The sequence below is a fragment of the Chitinophaga sp. SVR4-12A genome (assembly GCF_056754765.1).
In genome coordinates this window covers 494,397-516,841 of record NZ_JBPGWP010000001.1, presented here as the reverse complement: position 1 = coordinate 516,841, position 22,445 = coordinate 494,397, and the positions used below count along the sequence as shown (strand labels likewise).

Sequence of the window (22,445 nt, the reverse complement as noted above, 5' to 3'; positions counted from 1 at the left end):
TGATATGAATTACTGGCTTGTAAAATCAGAACCTTTCAAATACTCCTGGGACCAGTTTGTAAAGGACGGGAAAACTTTTTGGGATGGCGTGCGCAATTACGCCGCCCGCAACAACCTGAAGGCAATGAAAAAAGGCGACCAGGTATTTTTTTACCATAGCAATGAAGGCCTGGAAATAGTGGGCATTGCAGAAGTAGCAAAAGAACATTACCAGGATCCCACCACTACAGATCCTAACTGGGTAGTGGTAGACCTGAAGCCGCTTAAACCGCTTAAGAAACCAGTTACCCTGGCACAGGTAAAAGCAGATAAGCGCCTGGCTAACCTGCAGCTGGTAAGGTTAGGAAGGTTGTCTGTAAGCGCGGTAACAGCGGAGGAGCATAAGATTATTATGGAGCTGGCGGGGATGAAGTAAGCACTTAGCTATTAGCTCTTAGCAGTTAGCCAGATAAATACTAATGAAAGCGAAGCATGTAAAGTGCTTCGCTTTTTTTATTGGGCAAACGCATTGGCTAAACGCTAATAGCTGATAGCCAGCAGCTGTATAAAACAACTCCGGTCCCGGACAAGCCGGAACCGGAGTTAAAGAAAACCGTGAACGGTATGTTACTAAATCTTAATTCTTCATTAGTTTAATGGTCTTGACAGCTTTGCCTTCAGAAAGTACCTGCAGGAAGTAAACCCCGTGGTTCAGCTGTGCGTTGCCCAGATCCAGTCTTTCCATATATTGTCCTTTACCGCGGATGCCAAGGTCTTTGACCAGGATCAGCCGTCCTGTAACATCCAGCAATCTTACTGTTACCCTTGTGTCGGCCTGTTGCTGACTGTAGTACAGGTTGATGAATGTGTTGAACGGATTCGGGAATGCCTTGTCAACCGTTACGCCATTGGTAGCTGCTTCGTCAGCCTGTTTCAGCTGCGCGTTGTTGAGTGCACCTGCAAGCGTTACCAGCTTATTGGTGGTACGTCCGGCATCCATGGTAGCGCCGCCGTTCTGCAGGCTTACCAGGCCACTGCTGTCGCCCAGCGGGTATGCCTTGATCACCATGGCGTTCAGGTAACCGTAGTTCAGGGCAGTGTAAACCCTTATAAATATGTCGCCGTTCTGGTCAGGCACCACATCGTTGATGGTAACGGTGTTCTGGGTATTGTCGTTTGCATCCAGCGTTACTACCTTGTCGCCGATATTGTATGCCGTGATCCTGGTACCGCCGCTGCCCCTGTTGCCCAGGAAGGTGAAGGAGTAGCGTTTGGTCTGATCCAGCCTGGTGACCCTTATCTTGGCCGTATCTGTTTCCGTATAGTAAGACTCAGCCAGTACCTTGTCGGGATATACGCCGGAGTTGTCACCGGTTATTTTACCCGCCGGGTTGGTACCCGTAAAGTTGTCGACGATCTGCATGGCCACGAAAGTATTCACGTTGTTATCATCCAGCAGGTCGTACATGGTCAATCCTGCGTAAGGCAATGCAGCGGTGTTGTTCCATGGTGCGTCGGCAATGCTGGTGGTAGTGGTGAAGTTGATAGAGATGCCGAAGGCCATGGTTCCGCCGCTGGCAACGTTGCTGTAAGCGGAGAACAGTGCGCCTGCTGCTGCTCTTACTTTATAGTAGTAAACCGTATTCTGTGTAAGGCCGTTATCCGCATACGTTGTTACGTTGGCGCCTACGGTAGTGACAAGGCTATAGGTGCCATTGGCGGAAGTAGAACGCCATACCTGGTAACCTGTTTCATTGCTGGCCTTATCCGCCCAGTTCAGCTGTATGCTGGTCCTGGAGTTAGCCGTAGCCGTGAGGTTGGAAGGCGCCAGCGGTGTGCCGTCATCAACAAAGGATTGTATCACCAGTGCGTTCAGGTAAGCGGCAACAGAGCCGGCGGCTTGTCTTACGGTGAAGACGATATTACCGCTTGCATCCGGTGCAAGGCCGTTGATCTGAACAGTATTGCTGGTATTGCTGGCAGCGTTCAGCGTTACAGATTGCCCGCCTGCGCTGTAAATAGTATTCCTGTTGTCGGACACGCTGGTACGGCTGCCGAAGAACACCAGGTTGTATTTACGGGTGGCAGACAGTCCGCTCAGCTGTATACGACGGTCGGTACTGCTCTGGTCAAAGAAGAACGTCTTCATCACCGCATCGGGGTATACACCGGAGTTGTTACCGGTTACCGCACCTACGTTGTTGGCGCCGGTGAACTGATCAAGCACGGTGATGTTAATACCGCTGGCAGCGCCTGTTTCATCCACCAGGTTGGTGATGCCGGCGTTTACGTTCGGTAAGGCGTTGAAATTATTCCATGGTGAGCCGGCAGGTTCTACCTGGTTGGCGTTCACATAAATGGAAGTGATCTTCGCATCCGTTACTGTAACGGTAAAGCTTACACTGCTGGTATCGCCTGTATTATCTTTTGCTCTTGCTGTCAATGTATACTTGCCTATATCGCCACTGCCTGGTGTGAGCGTGATCTTGCCGTTACCGCCGCCGTTATCCTGCAGCACTGCAAAGGCAGGCAGGCCGGTAGCATATAAGGTGATCACATCTGAAGCCGCGTCGGTGGCTGTGATGTTGATCTGCTGGCTGGTGCCTGATTTCATGGTCACGTTGCTGATCGCAGCGATCACAGGCGCCTTGTTCGGGATCACAACAGCTATGGTATCCGTGTACGCAGAATTGCCGTAGCCATTGAGGGCTCTTACCCTGTAATACCAGGTGGTGGCGCTACCGGCAGTGGCGTCTAAATAACCGGTGGCGTTCGCGTTAGTGGGGCCCGGGTTCAGGATGGTGAAAGGCCCTGTCTGATTAGCAGAACGGGATACTTCGTAGCCGGTTTCGTTATAAGCCTGGTCGCTCCAGTTCAACTGTACACCATTGCTAACCACCTGTCCGGTGAAGTTGAGCGGTTTGGCGGGCGCTGACTGATCATCAAAGCTCGCGGTAATCACCATGGCGTTGATGTATGCAAAGCTTGATCCTGCTGCGGCTACCATGTTCACAGAGATACCTCCGTTTGCATCCGGTCTTACATCCGGGATGGAAACGGTTTGCGTGGAGTTATTCTGTGCGTTGAGCGTTACAGTAGTGCTATTGATGGTGTAGCTGGCTACACGGGCATCGCTGATGCCTGCGCGGCTGCCAAAGAATGTAAAGCTGTATTTGAAATTCGGATCCAATCCTGTAAACCGCATGGTCTGCGGGTCTGTGGTGGTCCACCAGCTGGTTACCATCACGGCATCCGGGTATACGCCGGAGTTGTTGCCGGTATTGGCGCCCTGGTTATTGATATTGGCGCCGCCGTTGATGTTCTGCCATGGGGTCAGGATGTTCATGGCCATGCTGGTAGCGCGGCCCAGGTTATCCTTCAGGGCAGGGAATACATCATTCAGCGCCGGCCGTTTGGCGGTATTATTCCATGGGGCAGGCGATGTCCAGCTGCCGTCTCCAAAGTCTATATACACGGAGTAGTTGGGGTTCACATCCGTTACCGTGATCGTGAATGACTTGGTGTCGAATGCGCCTTTACCATCATCTACTTTCACTGTTACATTGTAAACACCGGCATCGGCATAGCCCGGGTTGATCTGGATCTGTGCCGTATTGCCTTCCGGCGACATTACCGCGAAAGAGGGCAGTCCTGTGGCTGTCCAGTTGGTCGGATCGCCGCTGTTCGCGTCGGAAGAGCTAAGGTTCAGGATGGAAGAACCTTTTTCAGCCAGGCTAACATTTGATATCGGGCTTAACTGCGGCACAAAGTTGTCATTCACGGTGAGCTGGAATGTTGCATTGGTGACGCCGTTATGTTCGTCAGTAGCTGTGATCTGTATATTATATACGCCCTGGTCGCCTACGCTCGGAGAGAAGCTCAGGTTAAGGCCACCGAAACCATCAGGTGTAGCGGTGCCGAATGCCGGCAGGTTAGGCGCGGTGAGTGTCACATCTTCATCATCCGGATCAGTAGCACCGATCTGGAAGCTGGTTTGTGTGCCGTAGCGCATAGTCCTGTCTTCCGTGCCAACGATCTCCGGCAGGGCATTCAGTGTGGCCAGGTTGATCACGTTGCTGTATGCGCTGTTGCCGCCATCATTCTTGGAACGCACTCTGTAGTAATAGGTCACATTGGCGAACAGGGAGCTGTCTGCATATGTGGCCTGTGAACCGGCGTTCGGTGGGGTAGTGGCGATCAGCACATAGTTGTTCGCGTTATTGATAGAACGGTAAACTTCGAAACCTGTTTCTGTGGTAGAGTTGTCACTCCATGCCAGGTTGATCCTGGTACCTGAAACTGCGGTGCCCGTGAGATTGGTTGGCGCCTGTGGTATAGCCGGCAATACTGCTGTTTTACCGGAGACAGCGGTGGTAAACCCGGAAGCGCCGGCTTTGTTGATTGATTTCAGCCTGTACCAATAAGTGGTGTTTGGCGTTAACGCAGTATCCGTAAAGTTATTAGTGTTAGCTGCCGTGGTGCCCACTATTGTGTAGGTACCGGTGGAAGTGGTGCTTCTGTACACTTCGAAACCAGTCTCATTGCTTACGTTGTCTGTCCAGTTTACTTTCAGCTTGTTGTGGGAAACAACAGATACTGAAACGCCGGTGGGGGCGCTGGGCGCTGTGCCCAGGCTAAGGTTGTCGCGGAATGCGGAATTAGGTATCTGTGTACGCGTAAAGATTCCGGCAGATATGCTGGTCCAGTATAGCCTGATATCGTCTGACCCTGTACCTTCAAAGTAGGTCAGCGTAATGGGATAGCTGCCTTTGGTCAGCGTGATGGTGCCGCTTCTGTACTGGCCGTTGTGAATGCCGTCGTTATTCACCAGCGGGGTAGCAGTTGGGCTATACGGTGTATTGATATACAGTTTGCTGCCTGCATCTGAATAAGTTTCAAATGTGTAACTGCCGGTGGCGGGTACGGTAATATAACCTTCCCACATGATGGCGTAGTTATCCGTTCTGTTCCTTACTGATTCATCCACATTGGCGGTAAAGCCTTTCTCTACCGGTGTCAGGCTGTTAAAGTTCGGCAGGCTGGTCCATGTGCCCTCATAGTATTTATAGGTAAGACCGGTGGCCTGCGCGATGGCAGAAACCTGGTTACTGGCCGGAGATTCATTGCCGCCGGCATCCCTCGCTTTTACAACGAAGGTATAGGTAGTGCCGAAGTTAAGACCGTAAGCAGTAAAGGTTTGGGTGCCCGTGCCTACCTGCGGTATTGAATAGCTCTTCTTACCGTTGATATAAATATCATACCTGTCAATGCCTACATCGTCTGTAGATACCGTCCAGCTGAGGTATACCGCATTACGGGTGGTATTGACAACGGTCAGGTTACCTGGTGCAGTAGGCGGTTTGTTATCCGCCAGCGTGGTAGTACTTGCTTCGTTACTTACCGGTGCAGCACCGTTATTGTTCACTGCCCGTACGATATAGAAGTATTCGGTATTGGCGGTTAAACCGGTGTTGGTAAAGGTAAGCACGTCTGTACCCACCTTGCCTGCAAGGGTATACGGGCCGCCTGCTGATGTGGCGCGGTATATTTCAAAAAATGTTTCGTTATACTGTGGTGTGGGCTTGTTACCCCAATCCAGTTTGATCGAGGTCTTGGACAACGCGGTGGCGATGAGGCCATTGGCAGCATCCGGCGCCGGCGTTCCTGCAGCGTTAATAACCGTGAACGGATTGGACAGATTGCTTGAACAACCAAACTGCTCGGTAACGCGGGCAACGTAGTTACCCGGCTGGCGTGCAGCAAAAGTGTTGTCCCTTCCAATGGTATCGCTGGTGCCTTGTTTTAACCAGGCATAAGTGGCGTATCCGTCAGGTAAAGATAACACAACACTGTCCTTACCTTCCGGTGTAGGCAGTACGTTGCTTTGCAATCCTGCCATGGTGATATCCGGGGTAACGGTAGCCGCCTTGGTTTTGATCACGATCGGTATACGTGACCAGTCAGACCAACGGGTTCCGCTCCTGACACGGGCATCATATGTACCCAGCGAGGTAGCGGTATAAGTATTGCTGGTAGCGCCGGTGATGACCGTGCCATCTTTACGCCACTGGTACTGATCAAAGCCTGCTGTAAGGCCCAGCACAGCATTGATGGGTGTACCGGGGCAAAACTCGGTCTGGCCGTATAAAGCCCAGGGGTTGGACTTATACTGCCGCATCATGAACGGAAAATAGTCCGTTTCATTCCATACGGTATTCCAGATACCGTGCCCCATGGTGGGATAGATCTTGAGCTTGTAGTTGGCACCCACAGCACTTGCAGTGGCTGCTATGCCCTGTGCGATCTGGGGAGGAGGGTTCTTATCCACACCGCCCTGGAAATGCCATACAGAGGTCCATTTCCAGGTTTGTATGTTGTCGTCGTAAGTGTCTGCCGCTGCGCTGATAGGCGTAGCGCCGGCAACCAGTTTAGGGAAACGGAACAGGAAATCCCAGGTGGATGCACCACCACCGGAAAGCCCGTTCACCATTACACGAAAAGGATCCACATTTAACTGCGGAACAAAGAAGTTGTTGATCAGTTCATTAACATAGTCATACTGGGTAGGACCGAAATAACCGAACTGGTTCTGGGGATACAATAGGAAGCCATCATAGGCTCCGGAGGCAATTCTTTGATCATGCACCTGACCGCCATGGAAAAGCTGATACTCATTATCATACATGCTTCCCTTCTCGCCTATGCCATGCCAGAATACGATAATGGGATACTTTTTACTGGTATCCGCTGCATTGAAATTCTTGGGATAGTGCAACCTGAATTGCATCCCTTTGTAGATGTAGCACTTGTAGCCGTCACTGTTCCAGCTTACGCGTACTGTCCTTACCCACTTACCGATCTGGCCCCAGGTGGGCTGAGCCGGAGGGTTGCTGGGGTTGTAGGTAACCACAGGGTCATTGGGGTTCAATACCTGTGCCCATGATGTTTGTGTGCTGAACAATGCCAGCAACAGGAGTCGCAAGTAAAATTTTAACATATGTAATGATTGAGTATCCGGTAATCGTTGTTTACCAGGCTCTTTCATCGGATGTGGCCAAAAGAAGAGAAAAAAAGTTTGGCGGTTTTTTCTGGGAGATGGTCAGAAGTGGAATATAATTGTCCCTAAAATAATAAGTATGCTGCAATATAAATATTTAATATCTATACTTTCCGGAAAAGTTGGTAAAGCGCTCAAAATGGGCGGTAAATTGCGGGAATTAGCCTTTAAACGTAATTAGCACCCTACCAGGAATTTGCTTTTATTCCCGAGTATACGCCTGGCTAACTGTAAAGTCCAGATCGACAAGGCCATCACTATCACCAGGCAGACAGTCCAGATGAGCAGGTTCCCTGGCATTGGTTTGTGGAATATCAACTGGTAGAGGCCTCTCAACAACAGCACGAAAAAGTAGTGTACAAAGTATATGCCGAAGCTATACACCGCCAGTACATCCACTACTTTCGGTACGTACTTCTCCAGCCTCCACAGCCAGTACAGGTAGAAGGGGCAGAACAGCATCTTGTGCGTATAGTCTACCGGGTCGTAGAAAGGTTTGCTCACGAAGTAGTTCAATACGAGGAAAGCGATGGGCAATACGGTAATCAGGATCCAGTATTTTTGAGCAAATACCAGGAACTGGTCTTTATACCGGCTCATGAACATACCAAATACATAAACAGAGAGGAAGTGAACGGCCATGACCAGGGTGTCGCTTAACACGCTGCGCTGTACCACGTAGGATAATATCACCAGTGGGACCAATGACCAGTATAATACCGGTTTGCGGTCCATATATAACAGTATGGGGGCTATCAGGTAATATAAAGCGATCATTGGGATGAACCACAGCTGTTGCAGATGAGCGCCGTGCAGCAGGTAATAAGCTGCCTGTTCCCAGCGGGGCCAGGAGCCGAAGTCTGGGTGGTCCTCCAGGGTAAAGCCGTTAATATCCTGTGTGATCAGGCGGTATGCAAGCACCGGCAGCGATAGCAGGAGGTAGGGGCAGATCACGTTCTGGAACTTCTTGACCAGGTAATCCTTGTACTCAAACTTTGCAGATAAATGCTGAAACAGGTAGCCCGCAATGAATAGGAAGAGGATGGTGGAGTTCTGCATGATAACATCCAGGATCTTATGCGTTACAGACCCTTCTTTCCAGTTCAGCAGTATATGAGCGCCTACCACGTAGATAATGGCCACTCCACGGAAGTTGTGGATGTAGCCGATGAACTTCTTCTTGGGGGAAGCAGCGCTTGCAGCCGGCATCGGCGTGGGCTCGGGGGTGGGCGTTTCAGCTGCTACGGACAATTGTTTCTCCATTTTCTGCAATTTGGATGTTGGCATTTGGAACTTTGTTAGAACGTTTTGCTTTTTCCCAGGCAGCTGACTGACTCCTGGTCAGGTAGCGGTAAAAGCCCTGGTACACCGCTATGTTCATAAATAAAAAATAGAAAGGGATATAGAACAGGCTGATCTTGATATTTTGCTCTGCCAGCTTGTATCCCGTCAGCGCCGCCAGGTAACCCAGTACCTGTATGGCCAGGCAGGCAGGGTAAAACCATCCGCCCGCATATATAACCAGTACAATATTGCTCACTAACAGGAGCAACAGGCTTAAAGGGCTCAGCGTCCATCGCAGCACCCGGTGCGAGATGTACTGGAAAGAAACCACCGGGAACCTGAAAATGTTTAGTAATGCACGCAACATAACAATAGATTGAAAGCCGCCTGCGCTAATGCGTATCTTGCGCTTATGCTCTTCTTTGATAGAGTCGGAAGGCGTTTCCATGGCGTATGCATCCGGTGCATAGGCAATCCGGTAGCCTTTGATATTGATACGCAGGGAGATCACGAAATCGTCCAGGATCACGTCTTCTTCCACCGGCTGAAAAAGCGCCGTACGAACGGAGAACAGCTCCCCGGCCGCACCTACCACAGAATACAGCTCGGCATCGAGCTTTTTCAGGAAAGACTCATACTTCCAGTAAACGCCTTCTGTAGCGGCAGCGCCTGCAGCCTCGTCGCTGATCACTTTCTTTTCGCCGGCTACGCCGCCGGTGCGTTCGTCCGCATAGTGCTTTACAATATTGCGCACCGCACCTGTATTCAGCAGGGTATTGGCGTCGCAGAAGATCACGTAAGGGGTTTGTACATGTTCCATGGCCCTGTTCAGGGCCGCTGTTTTACCGTTGCGGGCATTGCTGTGCAGTAATTGTATGCCGGGGTAACGGGAGATGATGGCAGGGGTATTGTCTGTAGACCCGTCTGTAATAAACAGCAGCCGCAGCTTTTCTTTCGGGTAGTCCAGCGCCAGCGTGTTCACTATCTTTTCTTCGATCACTGTTTCTTCATTATAGGCGGCCACTATCAGCGTCACTTCCGGCTCGTAGGGCGCAGCGGCGGGCTTTGCCTTTAGCAGCCCGCGCTTAACCTTTACCAGTGCCCACAATAGTATACCGTATCCTATATAATTATAGAACAGTATAAAAAAGCTGGCGTAGAACAGTATATAAGTGAAACGCATATTTTATCGCTGTTTTGCTGCACGTTGCAGGCAGGCGCAGTAGCCCGTTACGGTACATTTTTTAAGTGTTACAAAAAAAGCATCGCCAAACAAGCGGCTGAATAATTTACCGGTGATCCCGCTAAACGGCCGGTCTTTCTTCTCAAAATGAGCCAGTATGTTGTGGCGTTGTTCCACGCTGCAGTCAAAGAAAGACTGGCCGTATTGTGAGCGCGCATAGGCAGCCAGTTCTTCCAGTCCCTGCAGGAACCTGTGCTGGGCGCCTGCAGGCGTACTTTCTTTTATCATGGTAATGATAAGCTCAGGTACGCCCGCATCTTTTGCACCTGGTGTGTCCGTACGTGGTATAATAGTTTCTGCCAGTTCTGCGATCAGGGACTTATAATGATATAACAGCCCCAGATCCGGTGTTCTGTAAAGCCAGTGCCCTTTCAGCCCGGCTGCTGTGGATGCTTCGCTTTCGGCTAACCACAGCCATCCTCTCAAAGCTTTTGTCCTGTTCATAGTATAGGGAATTATCAATCGGTATTCTTAAACTGCAACATCCACTCGTAAATATTCATACCGTTCTCCCTGTGTTCGGGATTATAATATTCCTCCCAGCAGCAATGTCCTCCGTTATATACGGTAAACCTGGTTAACCCGGGTTTGTACCGGTTGGTGCTGTCTGCATAAGACCGGGCGTTCTGCAGGAAGTAGCCGTCCTGCGCCCCGGCAAAGTACCAGGTATGTATGTTCGCGTCGGTGGCCAGCTTATACCTTTTCAGGTAGGGGCTGTCCAGGATCGGAGGCGACATGGTGACGCAGGCTGCAATGCGCTTTGACAGCTTGTTGCTATGCGTCTTGGCAGATTCTACCGACCAGCCTCCCGCACTGTAACCCGTAAGGTAAACGCGGCTGGGATCTACCGGGTACTTTTTCATTATATCGTCCAGCATTGGTTCTACATCCTGCGGTGCAAAAGACCAGCTTTCGGCTAATGGCGCCACTACTATGAACTCATACAGTTTATTATCCTTCGGGTTCACCGCTTCTATCTTCTTTCCTTCATGGATCTGTCTCGCTACTCCCTGCCGGAAGATCTTGCTCAGATCGTGCCCTGCAATGCTTCTTCCGTGAAAACAGATCAGCAGCGGATATTTTTTGCCCTTGCTCATGCTTTCAGGTGTCAGTATCAGCGCTTGCCTGGTTTGCCAGGGACTGATCTTGAGATCTATCGGCTTCATGGGAGCGTATTGTCCATCTCCACCGGTATGCAGCACCAGGCCGCACAGCAGTACAACGTTCTTTAAAAACATAACGTTTATTTTATAGGTTAGGGACGTTTCATTCAATAGGTTAGGGAAGTCTCATTACTTCTTCCAGCGTCATGCCCACAATACCTTCCAGTATCAGTTTTGTTTGCCGGAAGTTTCTTTCCAGCTCTACCTTCTGTACCATTTCTGCGTTGTACTGACGGTAGGCCTCTTTATAAACATCAATAGGTACGGTGTTATCGCCCGCACGGAATTTTTCTTCTACCTGGTTATAGTTCAGCAATGCATCTTCCATCACAGGCAGGTGCAGTTCCAGGAGCTTTTTGGCGGCTGCATAATCCTCGTAGGCCTGTAATACTTTAGCCTTGACGATCAGGGCCTGGGATTCCTTCTGCCGCTGCGCCAGTTTTCCTTCAGCTTTAGCCCGTTTGATCTCGTTGGGAATACTAACGAAGTGCCCGAACGGGATAGTTACCCCGAAATTGTAACGGGGGTAAAAGTTCTGGGTAGCATTTACATCACTGCTACGGCCCTTAATGGTGAACTCATTGAGGTTGCCTGCAGCAACAAAGTGATTGGCCCATTGCGCCGAGGCTACGCGGGTGTTATATTTGGCAATATCCTTACGATCATCGTATTGTTTTACATCCGGGCTTTGCAATGCCAGTTCCACCAGCTTTTGCTTAAAGCGCGTCACTGCAGGCGCATCTGCAGGCAGCTTCAGTAATACTTCGGTATCGGGTTGCTGTTGTGCATTCGCCGCCAGACCTATGCAAACAAACAGCAGTAAAATGTAGGCCTTTTTCATCAGTTAATAGTTTGTCTTTTGTTAATCTGCTGATATAACATTCATTACATCAGTTACTGTTTAATAATTGTTGTTTTTTCATCCCCTGATGAGATCACACACTACATTTTCCCTCTCTAAGAAAATCAGCAGGTGAATATCATCGGTTAATAGTTATTCGTTAAGGTATTTTACTTTGATAGCAATGGCTATGAAGGCAAACAACATAATGGACGATTCCACTAAAGTGAAAGTATCCTGTGCATATTCAGAAACCGCGGCCGCAAAGCTGGAAGAGGCAAGCCCTATCATCAGCAGCCGGTCCAGCTCATTGGTGGCCCGGAAATAGTTACCCACCGCGGTTTGCACCAGGAAATAGAAGATCCCCGCCACCAGGAACATGCTTAACCATCCTGTTTCCAGCACTGCGCGCAGATAGCCGTTGTCGCACTGAAAACCTGCCAGCGCATGCCCGGGATAATACGTTTCCCCATTGCCGCCGGTGGTATTAATGCCGCCTCCCATGGGATGCGAATGCATAAACGGCCGGATGCGGTTGCGGTTCCTGTCGCGTACGTTCACAGATTCATCCTGTTCACCAATGAAGGCGGTCCTCACCCTGTTAATAGTAGGGCTTCCATGGATCGGGCCATAGAGAATGACCAGTCCGAAGAACACAAAGCCCATCGCTATCAGTATGGTATTGCGCTTATGCATGTTGGCAATAAAGAAGATCATCAGGCCCAGCGGTAGCATCACATAACCGGTGCGTGTGCCGGAATAGCCCAGGGCCAAAGTATGCAGCACTACGGAGATCGCCAGCAGAACTTTCCGCTTCAGGTTAATGACGCTCAGGTTGGCCGTCAGCAATACCAGCATGAAAGTGATATTGCACGCCAGGATGATTCCCAGCACCGCCGCGTCAGACATGAAAGAATATAGCCGGAGGCCGAAGATGATCACGGTGGTCTTGTACTTTTCCGGGTACTTGGCCATAAAGGCTTTCTCGTACCACAGCAGGCCAAACCACTGCTGTATACAGCAATAAAGAGCGGCGGCGGTGCCCAGCGCCAGCCAGAACTTGAAGAAGTTGTACACGTCCTTCATGCTGTTAAATACGTTCAGCCCTATGTACAGGAAGAAGTAGCTGCGCAGGGCTACCCGCAGGAATACATACCATCCCAGCAGGGAACTGCCGGCAGGGTTGAAGAGCTGTGCTATCAATACCAGCAGGTAAAGGTACATACAGACCAGTATCGGGTTGCTAAGCTTTACTTTGCGAATCGTCTGATCTCCCCGCTTAAAGATGCAACCCAGCAGGGTACATAGCAGCAGGCCGTCCATCGCCACGCCCTTACTCAGCTCCGTGCCGGCCATGCGCTCTATCATGGGCAGTATAAAAGTGACGGTGATATAGATATAGAAGCCCAGACGGTAGTTGATCACACACACCAGGCCCACAGAGCCGCCTACGATCAGCACACTGAGCCCTATGCCTATCTTTGCATCCAGAGATGCCAGATAAGTGATCACTGGTACAATCAGTATCCAGATCAGTACCAGCGACGCCTGTTTCATATTTCTGCGGGTCAGTTGCATGAGCGGCTTATAGCGGTTCATTTAAAAGAAAAAGGTTTTTGCCAGCAACATTAAAATGACGGTGGCTGCGAAAGCCAGGATCAGCGTTCGGTGCACGCCCTCGTTAATCATTTTACGGTCCTTTCTCATTGCCTTTTATTTTTTTGGTATTGTGGTCAATGCTGCGGAAGGCGTTTTAAACGGCCCTACAAACAGGAAGTCCAGCCGCAGCAGCAGGCAGATCCTGTACAGCACCAGCGACAGCAGTATACCAGCCGTTACCAGTATGAATGTCATTGTCGGCATGCTGATCACCAGGCCGGTACGCAACAGTGCGGTACGCAGCAGGAAAACGATGCCCAGGTGCAGGAGGTAGATATACAATGAATGATGGCCCAGTGTAAGTAAAAAACCGAGCTTCTTATATTTTGCCAGCTGGAAGGAGATCATGATCACCAGGATCACCCCCAGCATGGCCAATGCAGAAAAGAGATAGATATTCGTTTCCGGGTGCTTCATACAGTAGTACTGCGCCAGCACAAATGCGGGCAGTAGCAGCAGCGCATTATAGCCCCTGCCCAGCTGTTGCTGCACTTTCTCGTTGAAGAAATAAGGCGCACTGAGGTGGCCCAGGCAGAAAAAGATGTAGAACATCATCACATCAGACAAGGTGCTGATATCGTACACGAAAGGAATCAGGGCCGGCAGTATCAGCCCGAGGATGATCTGCATCGGCGCTTTTAACTTAAGCACCGAATGGGTGAAGAGATACAATACGGAAACATTGAACAGGGCAAAGAGGTACCACTGCTGTAACATGCCCCGCGGGTGTATCAGTATATCTATATAGTTGCCCACTCCCCGTTTGAAATTGGTATAGTCCGAAAATATGATCTGCAGTGAAAGCTGGATAAAACACCATAGCACATATGGGTAGAGCAGCGTGTTCACTTTGGTGACCAGGTAGTCCGCAGATCCCCGCTTCTTCAGGCTGGAAGCAAAGAAAAGGCCTGAAAGAAAAAAGAACAGGGGCATGCGAAACCCGTACAGCATTTCGTTGGCGTCCATCAGCAAAGGATTTGCCGCTACGCCGCTATATAATAAACCATATAGTACGTGCCGGTATACCACAAAAATGATCGCTATGCCTTTTGCATAATCAACCCAGGCGTAACGCCCGGACAGCTCAGGCCGGAATGAAAAAATAAATTTCAATTGCTCAGGGGCGCGCATGCTATTCTTTTTTTCGACTACTACAATTCCAGGTAGTCTTCGCTTACATTGTTCAGTACAGCTCCCAGCATTTTGCCATTCAGGCTTTGCAGGAATTGTATGGATTCTTTATCGTTCTGCTTCATGGAGAGCCTGGAAGAAAATACCGCGATCACACTATCTACATAAGTCACCAGCTCTTTACTGTCGGTATAATCATTCAGGGGCGCTCCTTCCAGCAGCACATAATCATAATAGGTTTTGAGTTGCGGCAGATAGTTCAGCAAATGGTGCCTGGGCAATATCTCAGATGGGGTATAGTCGCCGCCTTTGCAGCCTATCACTTCTATGCCTTCAACAGAGTAGGTTGTTACGATCTCCCTTACTTTTTCAAGGCTTACCTCTTCGGGGCGCAGGGAAAATGTTTCCAGTGTAGGTTTGGCCTCCAGCTGCATGGTAAGATCGTTATTACAGAAATTGGTATCGATGATGAGCACCCGTTTGTTGCTCAGGCTTAAGCTGTAAGCCAGCGCCTGTACAAGGGTGGTTTTGCCCTGTTGGGGCTCTGTGCTGGTGAAGAGGAAGATAGATTTATTACTGCTCTCCACTTCAAAGCGCAGTTTGCGCAGCAGTTCCCGGAAGGTGTTCTGCCGCTTTACAGTAAGATCGTCTTCACCTGCTTTGGATTGCAGCACCTGCGGAATGCTATAGCGCTGCAGATCCGCATGGTTAATGGTGCTGATCAGTTTCAGGTCTACATTCTTCTCAAAGAGAGAAGGTGATTTGATAGACCGGTCAAAGAATTCGAGGAACAGCACACCAAGGGTGCTAAGCAGGAATACAGACATACCTGCCAGGCCCATGATCTTCATACGCTTGGTAGATTCAGGCCGGAAAGCCGGCTGGCCCTGCAAAGTTTGCCTGAAGTTATCAGAAGCTGCGGTACGGCTATCCAGCGCGGTGTTCAGTTTTTCTTTCAGTTTGTTGTATTCTTCCTGCGCCAGGTCTACTTCCTGCTGCATGCTTTTTACATTGGCCTCTTTATTGGCATAGGTGCCTACAGAGCCCCTGAGAGAGCCGATCTTTGCCTGCAGGTTGGAGACATTCAGCATGGCAGCCCGCTGGTCGCCTTCCAGCTGCGCTTTGCGTTGCAGCAGTTCTTCACGGGTCAGCGTTTTACTGGCAGTGGTAGCTGTCGGCGCTACAGACATCAGCTTTTGCAGCTGCTGGCGCGCGGCTTTTATTTTATCTGCCAGTGCAGCGTCGGTGCTCCCTGTACGCATGTACTCATCGTTCATTTGGTTGATCTGCCTGCGCACGGACACAATATCATTGTTATTGTTATTATCATATACCACCTGGCCCTGTCCCATTTGTCCCAGCTGGCTGTTCACCGTTTGCAGGGAAGAGTTGATGATATTGAGGTTATTTCTTTCATCCAACAGGGCCCTTTCAAACTGGCTGATCAACCCCAGTTCATTACCACTGGCAGCTTCCACGTTCAGCAATCCTTCTGATGCCTTATAGTTGCGCAGGGCTTCCACTTTCTGGTCAAGCTCTGTTTTCTTTTGTGCCACCAGCTCTTCAAAAGTGCCGATGTTCTCTACAGAGCGTTCGGAACGCAGGCTGCGGTAGTAGCGGAGGAATACTTTAATGATCTGGTTCACCGCGTAGGCAGACAGCTCAGGGTTTTCAGATCCGAAAGAGATATCTATATAATCCGTACGCTGCAGGCGGCCAACCGACAGGCGTTCCTTTACCGACTCATAATCGTATTTATAAAGGGCCATGTATTCCAGCAGTTTGCGCTCCTCCGGTTGATAGGAGGTAAGGGTTTGCAGCGAATCCAGCTTATGCTGCAGGATGGTCACTGCCTGCGCCCTGTTAAAGCTGGTGTATTCAGGTGTGTGACGTTGTTTGTCTGTCAGCACCGTGAAAGGCTTGGGAGAGGTAAGGTCATGCAGCATGAGGTCATAGCAAAGCAAACCGATCACACTGGGGGAGTTGAAGGTCTCTACCACGTTGTTAAACTTAACGTCTGCCTCATACAGGTTAACATTCTCATCACGCAGCTTCACATCGTCGTTCACCGTAAAGCCGGTAGACATCTGTGCGTTAGACCTGTACAACTTGGCGCGGTCCATCGTGAAAAGAAAAGAAAGTGCTAAAGCTACAACGGTGCTGATCATGATCCACCACTTTCTCTTTAGCAGGGCTTTTATAAAATATATGACATCCATATCAATTATTATTTTTTATCACTTATGCTGCCTTAAAAAATCCGGATACAACCGGACCTCTTCGGCAAATCATACGATACCTATTTCAATACTCATGACCGCATCCAGTCACGCACCAGAAATTCAAAGGAATGGTAAAAAAGACGGTAGGCTCACGGTCTGCAACCGACCTACATTACGTGGTTTTTGTCTTAGGATAAGGCAGTAGAAAGATTAGATTTGCAACACCAGCGCCATTTTGGGAGAGCAGATATGTTCTAGCTGTTAAGGAAATAAACACCCTATGGCGTACCCGGTTTCGAGCGCTAAATTAATTCGCAGATCATAAACTACCTAATTTTTTTGGGTGAAGTAAGAAAATTTACTAGTAAAAGCCACTTTTCAGCACGTGAAGTAAGGTAAGCGGCAACATAAGCTTGTTACAACATTAATGGAAATGGAAGTAAGTTTCCAGGGAGAGCAGGCCTATGATCATACCGGCGATCGCCCTCAGGCATTTGTTATAACTGATCTTGTCGTACGATAACAGCAACAATACAAAGAAGGGCGCAGCCTGCGCCACGTAACGCGAACTGAAAAGATGCATCACCTTCAGGTTAGTGGCCAGCATCAGCATTGCGCACAGGAATAAGAAAAGGAAGAAAGGTTCCTGTCTCCGTTCCCAGGCTCTTATCAGCGAGCAGATAGAAAAGTAGCAGGCGATCACCCAGAGCACCGGCACTATAATAAAAGGGTAGGGGCGCATCACCTCCCTGGGTAATACTTTGGCCAGGGAAAAATACAGTGGCGCATATTTAAGCCGGATCACGGTGAGGTTGGCTACCAACAACACCGCATACACAACCAGCATATATATAAGTATACGCCTGTTAAAAAAGAACCACTCCGGCGCCAGTATGAAAGTGATCAGTGCGCCATATGCAAAGGCCAGCATCGCATGCGGTATACTTAGTCCGCCGGCTGCAGTGAACGCCTGCTGCGGCGGCATCAATCCTTTCCAGATGATGAACACCGGCAGGCAAATGGCCAATGCCGTGCTCATGTATATAATGAGTATCACCCAGCGGCGGCCGTCGTGAAAATGTCTTACCAGCAGCGCGCCCGCAGCCGGTACCATGATCAGGAAAGGAGACCTTCCCAGGATAGACAGGCCGGTGGCTACACCTGCCAGCAGCGCCAGTAAAAGGCTGATCACAAAGGCGCTGTCCTGCTTTCGCAGCGCATGCAGCAAAAAAAGTATGGAAAGGGTGGCAAAGAACATGGGCGGAATTTCTGTTAAGGCCATGCCTGATACATTCCACACCATAGGGATGGCCATCATGTTCAGGGCCAGCAGAAAGGCGTGCTTTTTTTCTACCTTGTTAATCTGGGTAATAATAGCTGTCAGCAGTAAGATCATCACTCCCAGTAGTGCAGTGTTCACCAGCCTGATGCCTGGCGTCTGCAAATGGGTGATCCCTCTGAGAGGATAATGTATGAACTGATACAGCGGTCCCGGCGCCTGCTCATTTATCTTTAACAGGAACTCTTTAGTGAGACCGTATTGCTCAAATAAGTACACATTGGGAATGAACAACGGCTCATCATATAAAGGAGGCTGTTTATGATAGATCGTGATTAATACCAGTATGATGTAGGCTACTATTCCAAGTAATAATAATAGAATGGCCGGACCCGAAAATCTCTTCATGGGGTAGTAGTATGTCGACGGCAAAAGTAATTTATCTCGATTAAAATTTTACTATTTAGACCTTTTTTACCCGTATCTTTGTTTGAGTACTCGTTTACCTTCGTTTTCCTTGCATTCACCCGGGAAAATATACCGTTTACGAAATACTGTCTGGTTAATTAACAAAGTATTATAATTTTACATCCATTCGAAGCATTGTAGCAATTTTCTCTCTGATTGAAACTATGCTGAGAAAAACCTGGTCAACTAGTGTTATTTTATTGAGGAACCTTTGATAATTTATTGAGGATACCTTAAATTACAGTTAGTTAATCCCTCTATCGATCATCATATCCCCTGAAAAGCTACCGTACATTTTCAGTTCTCTTTGACCTTATCCATCTAAAGCCTTCTTATACCTATGGCATAGCTGTGCGTTTTTGCTTAGGTGTTGTGTTTAAAAGTTCAAGTTTTATTGAAAAAGAAGGTAGTAATGAAAAAGAAAGTTTTAATAATAGATGACAGCAAGCCAATAAGAATATTGTTGGAAGCAATACTGAGCAGGCATTATGCTGTAGTAGCGGTGGGAGACGGCCTTGACGCCATGGCCTGGCTGTCGGGCGGTAATACTGCAGACCTGATCGTTACAGACCTGCGCATGCCCAACATTGATGGCTGGGAACTGCTGGAACATTTATCTGCCAGTTATTTATATAAAGACATTCCTGTACTCGTGCTCTCCGGTGAAATAGCCAATGCAGCGCCAGAAACATTGATGGCACGTTACAATAACGTACAGGCGGTAATGCATAAACCGTTTGATCCGGTAAAATTGCTCGAGAAGATCGCCTGTATGCTGAACGGTCAGCTGACCGAAACCTTGTCGTAATCCCTTTACCAAAGCTAATTGCAACTAAAAGATATGGAGACAACGATTACACCTAGTTTTTCGACTACTGCCACGATTGTCAGGAGTGCAACATCAGGTAAGCCTAACACTACGATCATCCGTCATATCTCGGATGAGAAGATAGCGTTGTTCATAGGCCACAACGTTGTAGAAATGCCCCAGGAACCGGGGGATTTCAAGTACCTCACGGCAGATCATGTGGCCGATGCACAGGAGGCAATTGATCAGTTGCTGAACGTGTACCGGAAGATCCCTGCTGTGATCATCTATCGTTTCAACAGCAGTTATGAAACAGATCTGGCCAGCTGGCAAACCTATTTTGAAGAGCACCAGGTGCTGCGCTCAATCCCGTTTTTCCTGTATACGGATCAGTTGTCAGATACCCTGCGCACCTTCGTAAAGAAATATGTGTTCATCGACGAGATCATTACCCGCGACTGCCTCATCAACCGGTTGGAAGATAAAGTGAACTTCGTGAGCAAGTTCAAGCGTATGCATCTCTTTGTGCCCAAAACGCCTGAAGCTCCCGGCGTTACTTATCATAGTACTCCCATGAACCGTGCTGCCAAAAGGATCTTTGACGTATTGGTAGCCGGTACCCTGCTGCTGCTGCTGCTGCCGGTGTTGCTGCTCATCTCCCTGCTGATAAAGCTGGAAGGGAAAGGCCCGGTTTTGTATACTTCTTCCAGGGCCGGTAAGAATTACCGCATGTTCCGGTTTTATAAGTTCAGGACCATGGTGGCGGATGCAGACAAACAGCTGCATGTGCTCAAAGCCCAGAACCAATACAATGGCAACGGTAACGGCCCGATGTTCTTCAAAGTGTCCAACGATCCCCGCGTAACCCGCCTGGGTAGCTTTTTACGCAATACCAGCCTTGACGAGCTGCCCCAGTTGTTCAACGTACTGAAAGGAGATATGTCGCTGGTAGGCAACCGTCCGCTGCCGCTCTATGAAGCCGCTACGCTTACCACCGACGATTGGGCAGAACGTTTCCTGGCGCCCGCCGGTATCACCGGCCTGTGGCAGATCAGCAAACGTGGTAAAAAAGATATGTCTGTTGAAGAGCGGATCAGTCTTGATATTAATTACGCGCACCGGCACAACTTCGCCTACGACATGTGGTTGATGGTGAACACACCCTTTGCGCTCGTACAAAAAGATAACGTATAATGACAGCTGTTATTGAAGTTATTTTATTTTCCTACTTAGCCGGATGCATACTTTACAACCTGATACTGTCCATCGCAGGACGGATGCAGCGTAAAAAAAATACGCAACATCTGCCGGCTGCGGCAGAGGGCCCTTATGCTAAAATGGCCATCCTGATACCGGCCTATAAAGAGGACTCTATCATCCTGTCCACTGCGCAGAGCTATACCAGGCTGAACTACCCTTCCGGACAATATGAAGTGATTGTGATCGCAGACTCGCTGCAGCCTGAAACGCTGCAACAACTGCGCGCATCCGGCGTTACAGTCGTCCCCGTTTCATTCGACAAAAGCACCAAGGCAAAATCGCTGAATGCCGCTTTTGCCCAGCTGGGCGACCATTACGACCTGGCCCTGATCTGTGATGCGGATAATATGCTGGCGGCAGATTTTCTGCTGCTCGTAAACCAGGCTTTCCAGGCAGGAGAGTATGCCATACAGGCCCGGCGGGTAGCCAAGAACCTGAACACACCCTTTGCTGTGCTGGATGCGGCCAATGAGATCATTGCCAACCACATCTACCGCAAAGGCGCCAACGCCCTGGGCTTGTCTTCTTCCGTGATCGGCAGCGGCATGGCCTTCCATTACCCGCTGATAAAAAATATCATGCAGGAGATAGATGCTACCGGAGGTTTTGATAAAGTGCTGCAGCTAATGGTCATCTCAAAAGGTCACGCCATTTACTACCTGGAAGATGCACAGGTGTTTGATGAAAAGGTAGAGCAGGCCGAAACTTTTGAGCACCAGCGCAGGCGCTGGTTATCCAGTCAGCTGGTGTACCTGCGTCATTACTGGAAAAAAGGATGGCATGAACTGTTCAGGGGCAACATCGATTACTTTAACCTGGCAGTATGCCAGAACCTGCTGCTGCCCCGGCTCTTGCTGGTGGTAGCCGTTACGCTGGTTACGCTGCTGTATATCGCATTGCACCAGTATCTGTTGTTGCCGCTGGCCTGGTGGATAGCCCTTTGGGTATGCAACTGCGTCAGCCTGCTGCTGCCCATCCCGGGCCGGTTCTTCAGCCGTTACCTGCTTACCGCATTGCTGGGGCTCCCGCGTGCGGCATTCATCATGGTAATGCTGCTGTTCCGCCTCAAAGGCGCCAACAACCGTTTTATACATACCAAACATACCAAAACAGAGATAGACAATCCCTTGTTAGATGTTGCAGGCAAATAAACAGACATATCACCCACTGGTTTCTATCATCACCGTCAATTATAATAATACGGCTGTAACCTGTGAACTGCTGGCATCCCTGCAGCAAATCAGCTATCCGCGCTTCGAAGTGATAGTCGTGGATAATGCTTCAACAGAAGATCCTACCAGGGAGATCATTAACCGCTTTCCTACCGTGAAAGTGATCCGCAGTGAAGAGAACCGCGGTTTTGCGGGAGGGAACAACCTCGGCATCCAGGCCGCCGCCGGTAACTACCTCTTCCTCGTGAACAACGATACTGAATTCACGGAAGGGCTCATAGAAGGATTACTGGAAGTATTTGCCAGCTATCCCGATGCAGGCGTGGCCAGTCCCAAATTCCATTACTACTTTCACAAGGGCACTATTGAGTATGCCGGCTATCATTCCGTGGACATGTTCACCGGCCGCAACAGCATGATCGGCTGCCGCGAGAAAGACCAGGGACAATACGACGCCGTCAGCTCAACGCCCTATGCACATGGCGGCGCCATGATGATCAGCCGGGAAGCGCTGGATAAGGTAGGCCTCATGCCTGAATTGTATTTCCTGTATTACGAAGAGTTCGACTGGTGCGAGCAGTTTCGCCGCAAAGGATACAAGATCTACTACCAGTACAAATCACTGATCTACCATAAGGAATCTATGACCACGGGCAAAAACAGCCCGCTTAAAACATACTATATCACCAGGAACCGGATCCTGTTCATGCGCCGCAACGTGCGCCTGCCCGCCCGCCTGGTGTTCATACTGTATTTCATTTGTTTTACGGTGCCGAAAAATACCCTGCAGTTTCTGCTTAAAAGGGAAGATACCCACCTGAAAGCATTCTGGAGAGGTATTTACTGGAACGTAAAAAATTTACAAACACTTTAATTAAA

The 22,445-nt window shown here is 49.4% G+C and carries 15 protein-coding genes; 5 read left to right on the top strand and 10 right to left on the bottom strand.

Annotation, left to right across the window (positions count from 1 at the left end; all coding sequences use genetic code 11):
- Positions 1 to 4 precede the first annotated feature (4 nt).
- Positions 5 to 415, top strand: coding sequence for an EVE domain-containing protein (locus ACR9Y8_RS02055; protein ID WP_481211559.1), 411 nt, complete (start codon positions 5 to 7; stop codon positions 413 to 415).
- A 201-nt stretch (positions 416 to 616) separates the two neighbouring features.
- On the opposite strand, the gene ACR9Y8_RS02050 is transcribed toward ACR9Y8_RS02055, so the two are convergent.
- From ACR9Y8_RS02050 to ACR9Y8_RS02005, 10 genes are all read right to left on the bottom strand, one after another.
- Entirely contained in the window at positions 617 to 6,976 is a 6,360-nt protein-coding gene (locus tag ACR9Y8_RS02050) for a fibronectin type III domain-containing protein (RefSeq protein ID WP_481211558.1), read from the bottom strand.
- 237 nt (positions 6,977 to 7,213) lie between these two features.
- A complete protein-coding gene (locus tag ACR9Y8_RS02045) occupies positions 7,214 to 8,299 on the bottom strand; it encodes an acyltransferase family protein (protein ID WP_481211557.1) in 1,086 nt (361 codons plus the stop codon).
- The gene (locus ACR9Y8_RS02040) at positions 8,271 to 9,503 is read right to left on the bottom strand and encodes a glycosyltransferase family 2 protein (RefSeq protein WP_481211556.1); all 1,233 of its coding nucleotides are present in this window, start codon (positions 9,501 to 9,503) and stop codon (positions 8,271 to 8,273) included. The genes ACR9Y8_RS02045 and ACR9Y8_RS02040 overlap by 29 nt, the downstream gene beginning before the upstream one ends.
- 3 nt (positions 9,504 to 9,506) lie before the next feature.
- Positions 9,507 to 10,007 carry a gluconate 2-dehydrogenase subunit 3 family protein gene (locus ACR9Y8_RS02035; protein WP_481211555.1) on the bottom strand — a complete coding sequence of 167 codons (501 nt, stop codon included), beginning with the start codon at positions 10,005 to 10,007 and terminating at the stop codon, positions 9,507 to 9,509.
- Positions 10,008 to 10,021: 14 nt separating this feature from the next.
- Positions 10,022 to 10,801: a carboxylesterase family protein gene (locus tag ACR9Y8_RS02030; protein ID WP_481211554.1), complete on the bottom strand. Its 780-nt coding sequence runs from the start codon at positions 10,799 to 10,801 to the stop codon at positions 10,022 to 10,024.
- A 40-nt stretch (positions 10,802 to 10,841) separates the two neighbouring features.
- Positions 10,842 to 11,567 (bottom strand): TolC family protein, encoded by a 726-nt coding sequence (locus tag ACR9Y8_RS02025; RefSeq protein WP_481211553.1) that lies wholly within the window; start codon positions 11,565 to 11,567, stop codon positions 10,842 to 10,844.
- A gap of 153 nt (positions 11,568 to 11,720) precedes the next feature.
- Positions 11,721 to 13,166 (bottom strand): O-antigen ligase family protein, encoded by a 1,446-nt coding sequence (locus tag ACR9Y8_RS02020; RefSeq protein WP_481211552.1) that lies wholly within the window; start codon positions 13,164 to 13,166, stop codon positions 11,721 to 11,723.
- Between the two features lie 114 nt (positions 13,167 to 13,280).
- The gene (locus ACR9Y8_RS02015; RefSeq protein ID WP_481211551.1) at positions 13,281 to 14,357 is read right to left on the bottom strand and encodes an acyltransferase family protein; all 1,077 of its coding nucleotides are present in this window, start codon (positions 14,355 to 14,357) and stop codon (positions 13,281 to 13,283) included.
- 20 nt (positions 14,358 to 14,377) lie between these two features.
- Complete coding sequence (locus ACR9Y8_RS02010) at positions 14,378 to 16,576, bottom strand: GumC family protein (RefSeq protein ID WP_481211550.1); 2,199 nt, start codon at positions 16,574 to 16,576, stop codon at positions 14,378 to 14,380.
- 427 nt (positions 16,577 to 17,003) lie between these two features.
- Positions 17,004 to 18,266, bottom strand: a complete 1,263-nt coding sequence (locus tag ACR9Y8_RS02005; RefSeq protein WP_481211549.1) for a hypothetical protein — start codon at positions 18,264 to 18,266, stop codon at positions 17,004 to 17,006.
- A gap of 472 nt (positions 18,267 to 18,738) precedes the next feature.
- On the opposite strand from ACR9Y8_RS02005, the gene ACR9Y8_RS02000 reads away from it, so the two are divergent.
- From ACR9Y8_RS02000 to ACR9Y8_RS01985, 4 genes are all read left to right on the top strand, one after another.
- On the top strand, positions 18,739 to 19,134 hold the full coding sequence (locus ACR9Y8_RS02000; RefSeq protein ID WP_481211548.1) for a response regulator: 396 nt from the start codon (positions 18,739 to 18,741) through the stop codon (positions 19,132 to 19,134).
- A 33-nt stretch (positions 19,135 to 19,167) separates the two neighbouring features.
- Positions 19,168 to 20,328 carry a sugar transferase gene (locus tag ACR9Y8_RS01995; RefSeq protein ID WP_481211547.1) on the top strand — a complete coding sequence of 387 codons (1,161 nt, stop codon included), beginning with the start codon at positions 19,168 to 19,170 and terminating at the stop codon, positions 20,326 to 20,328.
- Between the two features lie 83 nt (positions 20,329 to 20,411).
- Positions 20,412 to 21,545 carry a glycosyltransferase family 2 protein gene (locus ACR9Y8_RS01990; RefSeq protein ID WP_481211546.1) on the top strand — a complete coding sequence of 378 codons (1,134 nt, stop codon included), beginning with the start codon at positions 20,412 to 20,414 and terminating at the stop codon, positions 21,543 to 21,545.
- Positions 21,529 to 22,440 carry a glycosyltransferase family 2 protein gene (locus ACR9Y8_RS01985; RefSeq protein ID WP_481211545.1) on the top strand — a complete coding sequence of 304 codons (912 nt, stop codon included), beginning with the start codon at positions 21,529 to 21,531 and terminating at the stop codon, positions 22,438 to 22,440. The genes ACR9Y8_RS01990 and ACR9Y8_RS01985 overlap by 17 nt, the downstream gene beginning before the upstream one ends.
- The last annotated feature ends 5 nt before the right edge of the window (positions 22,441 to 22,445 follow it).